Consider the following 14,166-nt stretch of genomic DNA (forward strand, 5'->3'; position numbering starts at 1 on the left):
CGCCGATTGGCGCTTTTTTATTTTTCTTTTTATTTATCTAAATCAGGCAGTAAGAAAGCATCTAAAACACTTGGTTTAGCCATCATCTTTTCTATAGCATCAGAAGTTCTTGGCGCTTCAGCAGAAAGATTTACAGGTCCTTTTTCTGTAATTAAGATATCATCTTCAATACGAACTGCTATTCCCCACCATTTTTTATCACAAGGGCTTCCTTCTGGAATATAGATTCCTGGTTCTACCGTAATCACAGTGTTAGGTCGGAATTTACTGTATGTTCCTGGGTCATGAACATCTAATCCTAAATAATGAGAAACTCCATGCGGTAAATAATTATGTCTCTCATCAATAGATTTGATAATCCCTAATGCTAATAAACCTTTGTTAATCTCCGCTTTTGAAGCCATATTTGGTGCGTTAAATCCAGCTCCAACAACACTTGCTTTAATACCCGCTTCTTGAGCTTTATATACAATATCATAAATAGCTTTTTGCTCAGGAGTAAATTTTCCGTTAGCAGGAATCGTTCTTGTAACATCAGCTGTATATCCTCTGTACTCAGCTCCTAAATCCATTAATACCAAATCGTTTCCTACTTTGGTTTTATTGTTTTCTATATAATGCAAGATACATCCGTTATTTCCAGCCCCAACAATTGATGGATATCCTTCATATTCAGCTCCATATTTTTTGTAAACAAACTCGTGAATTCCTTGTAACTCTGTCTCAGACATATGAGGTTTCATCGCCTTCATTACTTCAATTTGACCCACAGCTGAAATTCGGATAGCTTTAGTTAGCAACTTAATCTCTTCCTCTGTTTTAATCTCTCTCATATCAGCCAAAGCAGCTCCCATAAAATCTAGATCAACGTTAGTTTTAGGCTTCATTGCTAAAGCAACCTTTTGTTGCATTTCTTTGGCTAATTTTTCATCTGCAGCATTAATATAACCCTGAATGATAGCATCTTTCTTTAGCTCTGTATATTGATTTTCATATCTCTTAATTACAGAAATAACATTAGCTCTATTTTCTACTGGAGTTTCTTTGATTTGACTATAGAAATATTTCTTCACGTTTGAAATATAGCTATCAGGATTGTAACCAGATTTTTCTTTAAAAGAAACTACCAAATCATAAATATCTGTTCCGCCACCTAGGTTTCTATAATCATCCTTGAATTTACCATCGATAAATACTTTATCAAACTCTTTAAAATTAATTTTAGAATTCACAAAATCAATTCCGTTATATGCTTTGGAAAAACCTAGTTGTTTTTTTGCCCCTTCGGTTCCCAATCTTCTCCCATTCCACATCTCAGCTCTAGCATTTCTTTGTTGTACATAAATTACTTCGTTGTAATTATTTCCATTTTCATCAGTTTGGTCATCAGAAAAAATCACCAATACAGCATTGGGTTCTCTGTATCCAGTTAAGTAATAAAAGTTAGGATCTTGATGATACACATAATCTACATCATTTGCTCTATTTCTCACTGGGTTTGCAAAAACAACAGCAACAGAATTTTTAGGCATTTTGCTCCTAAGAAGATCTCTTCTAGATTTGTGAAATTCTTTAGATAAATAATCTGTTGGAGTTCCATCTTGAGCAACACCCAAGGCAATAAATGCCAGCATAAAAAGTGACGAAAATAATTTTTTCATGAATTGGTTTTTTTGAGAAAACCAAATCTACTATTAATTCTCTCTTCGTTAAAATAATTAACAAAATTTTTGGTTTCGTTTAGCTACACGATTTTCTTTGAATTTTCAATACATTTGCCTTCACAAATCATCAAATAAACAAACAATGAAAAATACAGCTTTAACACATGTACATGAAGCTTTAGGAGCAAAAATGGTTCCGTTTGCAGGTTATAATATGCCTGTACAATATGAAGGTGTAACAGTAGAACACCAAACTGTTCGTGAAGGTGTTGGGGTTTTTGATGTAAGTCATATGGGTGAATTCTTGGTGGAAGGCCCAAATGCATTGACTTTAATTCAAAAAGTTACCTCCAACGATGCATCAAAATTAAACATAGGAGATGCTCAATATAGTTGCTTCCCAAACGATCAAAACGGAATTGTAGATGATTTGATATGTTATCGAGTAAAGGAAGAAACATATTTATTGGTTGTTAATGCTTCAAATATTGAAAAAGATTGGAATTGGATTAGCAAACACAATGATGGTATTGGAGCTGAATTGAAAGATGTGTCCGATAACTATTCCTTATTAGCTATTCAAGGTCCGAAAGCAATTGAAGCAATGCAATCATTAACATCTGTTAATCTAGCTGAAATTCCTTTTTACAAATTTAAAGTTGCTGATTTTGCTGGTGTTGATCATGCAATTATTTCTGCGACTGGATATACAGGTTCTGGAGGATTTGAAATCTATGTAAAAAACGAACAAGCGGAAGAAGTATGGAACAAAGTTTTTGAAGCTGGAGCTGATTGGGGTATTAAACCTATTGGATTGGCTGCTCGTGATACGCTAAGGTTAGAAATGGGTTATTGTTTATATGGAAACGATATTGATGATACTACTTCTCCTATTGAAGCTGGATTAGGTTGGATTACTAAGTTTACCAAAAACTTTGTGAATTCTGACAATTTAAAAGCGCAAAAAGAAGTAGGAATTACCAGAAGATTAGTGGCTTTTGAAATGACAGAAAGAGGAATTCCAAGACAAGGATATGAAATTGTTGATGCTGAAGGAAATCTAATTGGAAGTGTAACTTCAGGAACTATGAGCCCTTCCTTAGGAAAAGGAATTGGGCTAGGATATGTAAATAGACCCCATACAAAATCAGGAACTGAAATTTTTATTCAAGTTCGTAAAAAACAAATTCCTGCTACTATTGTAAAGTTACCTTTCTACAAAGGGTAAAACTATATCTTTTCAGCATAAAAAAAGCGACATTTATAAATGCCGCTTTTTTTATTCAATTGTTTTTTATTTAACTGTAGAAACTAATTCTACTCTTATAGCTATGGTTTCTTTTGGTATTCCAAATTAAACTTTTCGATTGTGGTGCTACTTCTTTAATCTTTCTGATGTTTTTATTTTCTGTTATCATTTTAGAGTATTTTTTTTATGTTTTTATACTACTAAGACTGATATTTTTAACTCTAGTTACACAACTAATTATTCTTTAACAAATCTTTGTGAAATTACTATCACATTCACATTGTTTATATTTAAATATGTAAAACCTACCACAAAATAAATAGGGTTGATTTGATCTACTTCTTAGATGAATTTTAATCCTTTTTGATTAATTTATATGAAAAACCTTTTCCATCATTCCCTAACACATGTACCTCTAGTTCTTTTTCAGAGAGAACTTTATACTGAATCTTATTTGGAAAATCATGGTTTGGGTTTTCAAATGAAAATAATTGTTTATTATCTGTATTCAAAACAAATGAAATTCCTTTTCCTTGATTTTGATTAAAAACAGTGGCTGTATAGACAATTTGATTGTCTTTAGATTCTATTTTTAAACTTTCTGAAACTTTTTTAATTCCCTCTTTAATTTTATAAGACTCACCTGATAACTTGCCTTCTATTTGCTCCCAAGACTCATAACTTTCTCTTCCTTCAACTTTCCATGTTCCAACTAAAAACTCAACATCTTTCAACTCGTTCTTTTCACAAGAAGTTAAAAAGGGAAGAATAAGTAATACCAATAAGATTTTAATATGTTTCATGTGATTTGATTTTTCTTCAAAAGTAAATGGCATGATTTAAAAAGAATTGTAAGAAACCGACACTATTTTTTCAAAAAGAAATTTGCCATGTTCTTTTCTGAAAATCCATAACGAGATGGATCTTCACCTGTAAACTCTTTAAAATTTTTTATAAAATGTGATTGATCATAATAACCTGCCTTGTATACAATATCTTGCCAATCTATATCACCTTCTTGAATCAATCTAAAAATAGATGAAAAACGAATAATACGGCTGTAGAATTTTGGAGAAAGACCAACATAGGATTTAAAATAACGTTCTAGGGTTCTTTCAGATGTTTTGCACAAGTTTTCTAGCTCGTGAAGTTGAATTAATCCTTTTTTTTCATGAATATAACGTACTGCATCCCTTTTAGAATTAAAAGGTTTTACCTTCATGTTCAAGAACCATTCTTCTATTAGTCTTACTTTCTCTTGAAAAGAAGAACTGCTGGTAGCTACTCCATTTACATAGTTCATAGCTTTCTTTATAGGATTAGGCATTTCTATTACTTGATCTGTTATAGAAGACATTTCAAGAGCAAATAATTCTTTAATAGCCCAAGGTTGAAACTGAATAGCAAACATTCTAGAAACACCTATATTTTCCAAGAAAAAATGATTTCTAATTTGACCAGCTATTAGCTGATTGCTTTGCTGTTCCCAAGTACCTGAAATATTAATTTTATAAGGATCTCCATAGTGAAAAATCATTTCTGGATATCCATCTGGAATGATTTTTTCCTTTCTAATAGTAGCATCTTCTACACTATCAATTATCCAAAATTTTTGAATAATTGGTTTTAGTTCTTTTCTTGGAAATTCTTGCTCATATATCATACAGACAAGAAACAAAAAATCCCGCTCTTTAGGAACAGGATTTTTATTTTATATCTGATAAGTTTTCTAGACATTAAACCTAAAATGCATTACATCTCCATCTTGAACAATGTAGTCCTTTCCTTCTACTCGCATTTTTCCAGCTTCTTTCACCTTAGCTTCAGTTCCATAAGTAACATAATCTTCATAGCTTATGGTTTCCGCTCTAATAAATCCTTTTTCAAAATCAGTGTGAATCACTCCAGCTGCTTGTGGAGCAGTTGCTCCAATAGGAATTGTCCAAGCTCTTACTTCTTTTACCCCAGCAGTAAAATAAGTTTGTAAACTTAATAACTTGTAAGCAGATCTAATTAAACGTGACACGCCTGCTTCTTCTAAGCCCATATCTTCTAAAAACAACTGACGCTCTTCATAGTCTTCTAATTCCGTAATATCGGCTTCTGTACCTACGGCAAGTACTATTACTTCAGCATTTTCATGCTTCACAGCTTCTTTTACAGCATCTACATAAGAATTTCCTGGTACAGCAGAGTTTTCATCTACATTACAAACATATAATACAGGTTTCGAAGTAATAAATTGTAATGGTTTTACAAACTCCTCTTCTTTTTCATTGAACTCTATAGCACGAACAGAAGTTCCCTCTAACAAAGTTTCTTCTATTTTTAACAATACTTCTAATTCAGCTTGCGCTTCTTTATTTCCAGTTTTAGCAGTTCTCTTTACACGCTCTAAACGTTTCTGAACTGTTTCTAAATCTTTTAATTGAAGTTCAATATCAATTGTTTCTTTGTCTCTTACTGGATCTATAGAGTTATCTACATGAATAATATTATCGTTATCGAAACAACGTAATACGTGCAAAATAGCATCTGTTTCTCTAATATTTGCTAAGAATTGATTCCCTAAACCTTCTCCCTTACTTGCTCCTTTAACTAATCCAGCTATATCTACTATCTCAACAGTAGCAGGTAAAACTTTCTCTGGATTCACCAGTTCTTCTAATTTCTCTAAACGAGGATCAGGAACATTTACAACGCCTAAATTGGGCTCAATAGTGCAAAAAGGGAAGTTTGCACTTTGCGCTTTTGCATTGGATAGACAGTTAAATAGTGTTGATTTTCCTACGTTAGGTAATCCTACAATTCCAGCTTTCATCTCTTAGATTTTTAAAGCCGCAAAGATACTATTTTCAAGCGCATCAAGAATACGATATAGACAAATAATTGTATTGAAAACTTTTATTCATATAGCAAAAAGCTATGAAAAAAACTAGCTTATGTAAATAAATATCTCATTACTAATCATTTGCAACTGTTATTTTTTTATATATTTACTACCTAACCAAACATCAATTACAATTATGAGAAATTTTTTTTTACTATTATTCTTTTGTAGTGCATTGGGAACTTTTGCGCAAGTAAATGTTTCCGGAACTGTAAAAGCTAATGATGGAGAAGCTCTTTTTGGGGTAAATGTTCTTGAAAAAGGAACAACCAACGGAGTAACCACAGATGAAAATGGTAAATATTCCATTACTGTCGGAAACAATGCTATTCTTGTTTTTAGTTACGTAGGTTTTAGCACACAAGAAGTTAGTGTCAATGGAAAATCTATAATCGACGTTACTTTATCAGATAGCGAAACCTTAAATGAAATTGTTATAACAGGTAACCGTTCTAAACCTAGAACAATTTTAAACTCTCCTGTTCCAATCGACAATGTTAGCGTAGGAGATTTGGTAGCAACTGGGCAACCTACAATCGATAAAATGCTAACCTATAAAATCCCATCTTTTAATTCAACTAACCAAACTATATCTGATGCAACGGCTCATTTTGACCCAGCTGATTTAAGAGGTTTAGGCCCTAGTAGAACATTAGTTCTTGTAAATGGAAAACGTAAAAACCTAAGTGCGTTAGTGTATATCAATGATACGCCTGGTAAAGGTGAAGTTGGTGTTGACCTTAAGAGTATTCCTGCTGCTGCTATTGAAAGAATAGAAGTACTTCGTGATGGTGCTTCTGCTCAATATGGATCAGATGCAATTGCGGGTGTAATTAATATGGTATTGAAAAGAAATGTAGAATATTCTACTATAAATGTAAATTCTGGAGTAACAACTGAAGGAGACGGATTTAATTATGGAGCCGATTTTAACACAGCATTTAATGTTGGACAAAATGGAGGTTTTGTAAACTTAAGTTTAGGTTATTATTCTCAGGAAAAAACCAATAGAGCTGGTACTCCCGGAGAAGATGTTTTATTTGGTGTTGCTGCTGATAATATTATTTGGGGAGATTGGTTGGCTCAAAATCCTGATTTAGGAATGACAGTAGGTCAACCTGAATTAAATAAAACTGATCTATTTTACAATGCTGCTTTCCCTTATAGCAACAGAGAAGGAGAATTTTACTCTTTTGGTGGTATTACTACAAGATACGGTAAGAGTTTTGCTTTGTATAGAGCTCCATACTGGGTTCCAGATCCACATAACTTATTACATCAATTCTTTACAGTATATCAAGGTTTCCAACCTACTTTTGAAACAGACGTAAACGATGTAAACTTTACATTAGGATCTAAATGGAAATCTGGTGAATTCAATATAGATTTAAGTGCTACTTATGGGAAAAACTCAGTTGATTATGAAGTAAATAATAGTCTTAATCCTGCATTGGGTGCTGCTAGTCCAACTTCTTTTGATGTAGGTGGTTATAGATTTAGCAATACACTAGCTAACCTAGACGTCTCAAGAAATTTTGATAAAGTAAGCTTAGGATTTGGTTCTGAAATAAGAATTGAAAATTTTGAGGCTGTTGCTGGGCAAGAGGAATCTTATGTAGGTGGTGGAGTACAATCTTTTCCAGGATTACAACCATCTAATGTAGTAGATGAGTCTAGAAGTAGTTTTGGAGGTTATGTAGATGTAGAATGGGAACCAACTACTAGTTTCTTATTAACTGGAGCACTTAGATATGAAGACTTTAGTGATTTTGGTAGTAATACTTCATGGAAGGTTAGCTCTAGATATTCTTTAGGAAACAAAGGCGCTATTAGAGGATCTTATAGTACAGGTTTTAGAGCCCCATCATTACATCAAATTTATTTAAGTAATGTTCAAACATTAATTTCTGGCGGTACGGTTTCTAACCAAGGTACTTTCAACAACGTTGACCCTATTATTAGAAGTGGCTTAGGAGTTCCGCAATTAACTGCTGAGACTTCTAAAAACTTTACTCTAGGGATTACTTACAAACCTGAGCCTAAATTTTCTTTATCATTAGACTTCTATAATGTAAAAGTTGATGACAGAGTTTTATTTACTGGAGAGATTGGATATATCAACGGATCGCCAGGAAGTCCAACAAACCCAGTAGAACAAATCTTATCAGATAATGATATTACAAGTTTAAAATTCTTTGTAAATGCTGTAAATACAAAAACAACAGGAGTAGATTTTGTTGCTAATTACAGAAATATTGAGATTGGTGAAAATACACTTGATGTTAATTTTGCTGCTAATTTCAATGAAACTAAAATAGAAGGGCAAATTGCAACTCCATCTCTATTAGCAGCAAATGGTTATGAAATTTTTAACCGTAAAGAACAATCGAGAATCACATCTGCTAGACCAAAATCTAAAATCCTTTTAGGGTTTGATTATAATCTTTCTAAATGGACTTTCTCTTTTAACAATACATATTTTGGTGAAGTTGCTTGGCAGCATTCTAACAATGGTTTAAACGGAGCTCCATTAGGACCTGGAGGTTCTGCTCTTCCAATAGATGATGCTGCATATGATCAAACTTTTGCTGGAAAAATTGTTACTGATTTTATTATTAACTATGACTTTTCTGATAAGATATCAGGAAATGTATCTATAAATAATTTATTCAACGTATATCCTGATGAAATTGATACAAAAGGTGATTTTGTAACTGATCTTGGAGGTCGTTTTAGATATCCATGGGAAGTAAATCAATTTGGATTCAACGGAACTATTGTAAATGCTGGAGTAACTATCAAATTCTAATCATTTATACATACCATAAAAAAGGCCGAACTTTAAAAGTTCGGCCTTTTCTTTATATCATATATTATTTAATCATCGTGCATAAAACGTTGCTTCGCCAATAACTCTTCTTCTGTTTCTACATTATCTTCATCTGGCACACAACAATCTACAGGACATACAGCCGCACATTGTGGTTCTTCATGAAAACCTTTACATTCTGTACATTTATCTACAACTATATAATAGATTTCATCAGAAACAGGTTCTTGCTCCTCATCAGCATCTACTTCATTTCCGTTAGGTAATACAATATTTCCAGAAAGATCAGTACCGTCAGAATATTTCCAGTCATCAGCTCCTTCATAAATTGCTGTATTTGGGCATTCGGGTTCACAAGCCCCGCAATTTATACACTCATCAGTTATAATTATCGCCATCGTTATTCGCTTTAGTTTGTGTAACTTTGCTGCGCAAAAATAAGCGCTAAAAAAGTAGTAACCAAAAGAAATGAGTAGTATTCAAAGTAGAATTAACACTTTTTCCGAATTAGGTAAATTTTTAAACCAATTTTCGAGAAAAGAGATAAAAAAGCAAGAAGAAATTCTTAATAATGAAATCTTCTTTGATGGTTTCAAACATCAAATAAAACTAGCTGAAGAAAGCAATACTTGGTTTACAAAAGAAAATATTTTATTCTCTTTAGAAAACTGGAGCAAAGCTTTACAGAAAGAAAATCTTGAAAGATGGATCTCCAATGAAAGTATTCAGGAAAACAACTCTAAAAAAGTTGCAATTGTGATGGCAGGAAACATTCCTCTCGTTGGTTTTCATGATTTTTTATCTGTTCTTATTGCTGGACATTCTGTTCTCGTAAAACAATCTTCAAATGATAAACACTTACTACCCTTTCTTGCTAAGTATTTAGAATACGCCAATGAATCTTTTAAAGGACAAATCTCCTTTACTGAAGAAAAATTAGAAGACTATGATGCTGTAATTGCCACAGGAAGTAATAACACCGCAAGATATTTTGAGTACTACTTTAAAGACAAACCGAACATTATAAGAAGAAATAGAAACTCTGTGGCTGTTATACAAGGAAATGAAACTCAGGATGACTTCGAGAATTTGAGTGAAGATGTTTTCCGTTATTTCGGATTGGGTTGTAGGAGTGTTTCTAAATTATTTGTTCCAAAAAACTTTGATTTTGATGCCTTTTTTAAAGGAATGTATCAAAAAAATGAAATTATCAACAATGCCAAATACGCCAATAACTACGATTATAATAAAGCTGTGTATTTAATGAGTGAGTTTGATATTTTGGAGAATGGATTCTTAATGATCAAAGAAGATGAAAGCTATGCATCACCCATTGCTAGCGTGTTTTATGAATATTACGAAAACCCTTTAGATTTAAAGATTAAATTACAACAAGACGCAGAAAATATTCAATGTATTGTTGCCAATAACTTTATAGAAAACGAAGTGAAATTTGGCCAAACTCAACATCCAGAATTATGGGACTATGCAGATGGTATCAACACTTTACATTTTTTATCCACAATTTGAGCGTAATTGCTTTATTATCCATTAAAAATTAGGAAATTTGCCACTTGTTAAAACAACGCAACAACTCATGAAAAAACATAATTTTAGCGCAGGTCCTTGTATCTTACCTGAAGAAGTATTACAAAAAGCTTCAGAAGCTGTTATTAACTTTAATAATGATGACCTTTCATTAATAGAGATTTCACACAGAAGTAAACCTTTTGTAGATGTCATGGAAAATGCTAGATCATTAGTTTTAGAATTATTAGGATTAGAAGATAAAGGTTATTCAGTATTATTTTTACAAGGAGGAGCTAGTACACAGTTCTTAATGACTGCTTACAATTTATTGAATAATAAAGCTGGTTATTTAAATACCGGAACATGGAGTTCTAAAGCTATTAAAGAAGCAAAATTATTTGGTGAGTTAATCGAAGTAGCTTCTTCTCAGGATAAAAACTTTACATATATCCCAACAGGATATGAGGTTCCTTCAGATGCAGATTATTTCCACTGTACTAGTAATAACACCATTTTTGGAACACAAATGAAGGATTTTCCTGAAACAAATGTTCCGTTGATTTGTGACATGAGTTCAGATATTTTTTCACGACAGCTAGATTTTTCAAAATTTGATTTAATCTATGCTGGTGCTCAAAAAAACATGGGACCTGCTGGAACTACAGTAGTAATTATTAAAGAAGAAATCTTAGGAAAAGTAGATAGAGTTATTCCTTCGATGTTAGATTATAAAGTTCATTTAGGAAAAGATAGTATGTTTAATACACCTGCTGTTTTTCCTGTTTATGTTTCTATGCTAACATTAGAGTGGTTAAAAGACCTTGGAGGGATTCCATTTATTGAAAAAGTAAATGAGAAAAAAGCAAATTTGCTATATAATGAGATCGATAGAAATCCTTTGTTTACTGGAGTTGTAGATACTGAAGACAGAAGTAATATGAATGCAACATTTACACTTACAAATGATGCATTAAAAGATACTTTTGATTCTCTATGGAAAGAAGCTAGAATAAACGGATTGAACGGTCATAGAAGTGTTGGAGGTTACAGAGCTAGCATGTATAATGCATTACCTTTACATAGTGTACAGGCGTTGGTAGATGTAATGCAAGAACTAGAAAGAAAAGCATAAAATGAAAATATTAGCAAACGACGGAATTTCTCAAAGCGGAATTGATGCACTTCAAAAAGAAGGTTTTGAAGTAATTACAACTAAAGTAGCTCAGGAACAATTAGAAAATTACATCAACGAACATCAAATTGATGCAATTTTGGTAAGAAGTGCAACTCAAGTAAGACAAGAATTAATTGACGCTTGTCCGAGTTTAAAATTAATTGGTCGTGGTGGTGTAGGAATGGATAATATTGATGTTCAATATGCAAAAGATCAAGGATTGCATGTAATCAATACTCCTGCTGCTTCTTCAAGTTCAGTTGCAGAATTGGTTTTTGCTCATTTATTCGGAATGGTTCGATTTTTACACCAATCCAATAGAGAAATGCCTCTTGAAGGAGATTTACGTTTCAAAGAATTAAAAAAAGCTTACGGTTCAGGAATCGAATTAAGAGGAAAAACAATCGGAATCATAGGATTTGGAAGAATCGGTCAAGAAGTTGCTAAAATTGCTTTAGGATTGGGAATGAAAGTACTTGCCAATGACGCATTTAGCGAAGGAGCTCCTATTACAATTGATTTCTTTAATGGACAAAACATTACCATACATATTGAAACTTCTGATTTAGATACTTTATTAAAAGAAAGTGATTTCATAACGCTTCATGTACCAGCACAAGACGAATACATTATTGGAGCTAATGAGATTGAAAAAATGAAAACAGGAGTAGGTATTGTAAACGCCGCTCGTGGTGGAGTTATTGATGAAGTAGCTTTAGTAAATGCAATAGAAAGTAAAAAAGTAAAGTTTGCTGGTTTAGATGTTTTTGAAAATGAACCAAAACCTGAAGTGCAGTTGTTAATGAATCCTGAAATTTCTTTAACACCTCATATTGGTGCTGCTACATTAGAAGCGCAAGACAGAATTGGAACCGAATTAGCAAGTCAAATTACTAAATTGCTAAAATAATATATGGCTACAGTAAAACCTTTTAAAGGAGTGAGACCTAGCAGAGATAAAGTTGCTTTGGTTTCTTCAAAATCCTATGAGGCCTATACTGATGAAGAGTTAGCTGCTAAATTAGATTTTAATCCTTTTACTTTCTTACATATTATCAATCCTGGTTATAAGTATCATCAGGAAATATCTGGAGAACAGCGATTTCAAATGGTTCACAACCGTTATGAAGAATTCAAAGAGAGTAAAATCTTTGTTCATGATCAATTACCATCGTTTTACATCTATGAAAGCTCAGATTTTCATAATACATTTTGTGGTATTATTGCTGCTACTGCTGTTGAAGATTATAAAAATGGTTTTATTAAAAAACACGAAGGAACTCTTCATAAAAGAGAAGTTTTATTTGAAACCTATTTGAAAGCAACGGGCTTTAACGCAGAACCTGTTTTGCTTACTTATGAAGATGATAGAAGCTTCAACAATTTTATAGAAAATATCAAGCAAGAAAGACCTGAGTATGAATTTTCTACAACCGATAAAAAGCTCCATCGTCTATGGTTAGTGCAGGATGCAGATTATGTAGAAAAAATCATTAGCTTTTTTGAAGGAATAAATAACTTATATATTGCTGACGGACACCACAGAAGTGCCTCTTCAGCCCTATTGGCAGATGATTTAAGATCAGAAAATGCAAATCATAATGGACATGAGAATTATAACTTTTTTATGAGTTATTTAATTCCAGAGTCTCATTTGCAAATTGCTGAATTTAATCGCCTTATTAAAGACCTTAACGGGTTAAGTGTTGAAGAGTTTTTAATTGAATTAGATACATCCTTTAGAATTGAAAACAAAGGAACTAATTTATACAAGCCATCGCAGAAACATCATTTTAGTATGTATTTAAATGGTGAGTTTTATTCTTTATACCTTAGAAAGAATCAGTATGAGTTTAACGATGCTTTAAGCAAATTAGATACAGAAATACTCTACAGAACAATTCTAAAACCCATTTTAGGTATTGATGATTTAAATCACAATAATCGTATTGGTTATACAAATAACAAATTGGATATTTTGTCTATTAAAACCAATGTAGATAGTGGAAATTATAAAGTAGGGTTTGGAATGGTACCAATATCTATCAATGAAATGAAAGAGATTGCAGACGCTGAATTAAAAATGCCTCCAAAAAGTAGTTATATTGAACCAAAATTGAGAAGTGGATTAATCATGTATGAATTTTAATTATGAATTTTATCAAAGATAACTTGTCAACTATTAATGCATCTTTACCAGAGAATGTAACATTGGTTGCCGTTTCTAAAACGAAACCTATATCTGACATTAAAGAAGCTTATGATGCTGGGCAAAGAGTTTTTGGTGAGAATAAAATTCAGGAAATGGTAAGTAAATATGAAGTCTTACCAAAAGATATTAAATGGCATATGATAGGTCATTTACAAAGAAACAAAGTCAAATATATGGCTCATTTTGTCGACCTTATCCATGGTGTAGATAGTTTTAAAACCTTAAAGGAGATAGACAAGCAAGCCAAAAAACACAATAGAATCATCCATTGTTTACTTCAAGCAAGAATTGCAAAAGAAGAAACTAAATTTGGACTTCCTTTTGATGAAATTAAAAATATTTTAAACTCATCAGAGTTTCAAGAATTAACCAATGTTTCTGTAGTTGGTTTGATGGGAATGGCAAGTTTTACAGATAATCTTGATATTGTAGCTGATGAGTTTAGCTCTTTAAAAGAGCTTTTTGATGAGCTTAACATGCAACATTCTTCACTTAGTATTTTATCTATGGGAATGAGTGGAGACTATAAAATTGCAATTGAAAAAGGTAGCACTATGATTAGAGTTGGAAGTTCTATATTTGGGGCACGAAATTATGTAATCTAGAAAAAGAAAAAG

12 protein-coding genes are annotated in these 14,166 nt (G+C 32.3%); 7 read left to right on the top strand and 5 right to left on the bottom strand.

The genetic code is table 11. The features are described from left to right. Nucleotides 1–29: 29 nt before the first annotated feature. On the bottom strand, nt 30–1,661 hold the full coding sequence (locus AAON49_RS07975; RefSeq protein WP_349553963.1) for an aminopeptidase P N-terminal domain-containing protein: 1,632 nt from the start codon (nt 1,659–1,661) through the stop codon (nt 30–32). 145 nt (nt 1,662–1,806) lie between these two features. Here AAON49_RS07975 and gcvT point away from each other — a divergent pair, with 145 nt between their 5' ends. Beyond that, nucleotides 1,807–2,892, top strand: a complete 1,086-nt coding sequence (gene gcvT / locus AAON49_RS07980) for a glycine cleavage system aminomethyltransferase GcvT (RefSeq protein ID WP_349553964.1) — start codon at nt 1,807–1,809, stop codon at nt 2,890–2,892. Between the two features lie 374 nt (nt 2,893–3,266). On the opposite strand, the gene AAON49_RS07985 is transcribed toward gcvT, so the two are convergent. The 3 genes from AAON49_RS07985 to ychF all read right to left on the bottom strand — a co-directional run bounded on the left by AAON49_RS07985 (nt 3,267) and on the right by ychF (nt 5,734). After that, nucleotides 3,267–3,716 (bottom strand): DUF6265 family protein, encoded by a 450-nt coding sequence (locus AAON49_RS07985; protein WP_349553966.1) that lies wholly within the window; start codon nt 3,714–3,716, stop codon nt 3,267–3,269. A 62-nt stretch (nt 3,717–3,778) separates the two neighbouring features. Next, the gene (locus tag AAON49_RS07990; protein ID WP_349553968.1) at nt 3,779–4,576 is read right to left on the bottom strand and encodes a DUF6597 domain-containing transcriptional factor; all 798 of its coding nucleotides are present in this window, start codon (nt 4,574–4,576) and stop codon (nt 3,779–3,781) included. Between the two features lie 66 nt (nt 4,577–4,642). Further along, nucleotides 4,643–5,734, bottom strand: coding sequence for a redox-regulated ATPase YchF (ychF, locus tag AAON49_RS07995; RefSeq protein ID WP_349553970.1), 1,092 nt, complete (start codon nt 5,732–5,734; stop codon nt 4,643–4,645). A gap of 205 nt (nt 5,735–5,939) precedes the next feature. Here ychF and AAON49_RS08000 point away from each other — a divergent pair, with 205 nt between their 5' ends. Next, a complete protein-coding gene (locus tag AAON49_RS08000; RefSeq protein ID WP_349553972.1) occupies nt 5,940–8,612 on the top strand; it encodes a TonB-dependent receptor in 2,673 nt (890 codons plus the stop codon). 68 nt (nt 8,613–8,680) lie between these two features. Here the strand turns inward: AAON49_RS08000 and AAON49_RS08005 are convergent, their stop codons facing one another. Further along, nucleotides 8,681–9,031 carry a 4Fe-4S dicluster domain-containing protein gene (locus tag AAON49_RS08005; protein ID WP_349553974.1) on the bottom strand — a complete coding sequence of 117 codons (351 nt, stop codon included), beginning with the start codon at nt 9,029–9,031 and terminating at the stop codon, nt 8,681–8,683. A 70-nt stretch (nt 9,032–9,101) separates the two neighbouring features. Between AAON49_RS08005 and AAON49_RS08010 the strand changes: the two genes are divergently transcribed. The 5 genes from AAON49_RS08010 to AAON49_RS08030 all read left to right on the top strand — a co-directional run bounded on the left by AAON49_RS08010 (nt 9,102) and on the right by AAON49_RS08030 (nt 14,154). Continuing rightward, the gene (locus AAON49_RS08010; protein ID WP_349553976.1) at nt 9,102–10,163 is read left to right on the top strand and encodes an acyl-CoA reductase; all 1,062 of its coding nucleotides are present in this window, start codon (nt 9,102–9,104) and stop codon (nt 10,161–10,163) included. Nucleotides 10,164–10,230: 67 nt separating this feature from the next. After that, entirely contained in the window at nt 10,231–11,295 is a 1,065-nt protein-coding gene (serC, locus tag AAON49_RS08015) for a 3-phosphoserine/phosphohydroxythreonine transaminase (RefSeq protein WP_349553978.1), read from the top strand. Between the two features lies 1 nt (nt 11,296). Further along, nucleotides 11,297–12,247 carry a D-2-hydroxyacid dehydrogenase gene (locus AAON49_RS08020; protein WP_349553980.1) on the top strand — a complete coding sequence of 317 codons (951 nt, stop codon included), beginning with the start codon at nt 11,297–11,299 and terminating at the stop codon, nt 12,245–12,247. Between the two features lie 3 nt (nt 12,248–12,250). Continuing rightward, the gene (locus tag AAON49_RS08025) at nt 12,251–13,486 is read left to right on the top strand and encodes a DUF1015 domain-containing protein (protein WP_349553982.1); all 1,236 of its coding nucleotides are present in this window, start codon (nt 12,251–12,253) and stop codon (nt 13,484–13,486) included. Between the two features lie 2 nt (nt 13,487–13,488). Next, nucleotides 13,489–14,154 carry a YggS family pyridoxal phosphate-dependent enzyme gene (locus AAON49_RS08030; RefSeq protein ID WP_349553984.1) on the top strand — a complete coding sequence of 222 codons (666 nt, stop codon included), beginning with the start codon at nt 13,489–13,491 and terminating at the stop codon, nt 14,152–14,154. The last annotated feature ends 12 nt before the right edge of the window (nt 14,155–14,166 follow it).

The sequence above is a fragment of the Pseudotenacibaculum sp. MALMAid0570 genome (assembly GCF_040151415.1).
GTDB lineage: Bacteria > Bacteroidota > Bacteroidia > Flavobacteriales > Flavobacteriaceae > Polaribacter.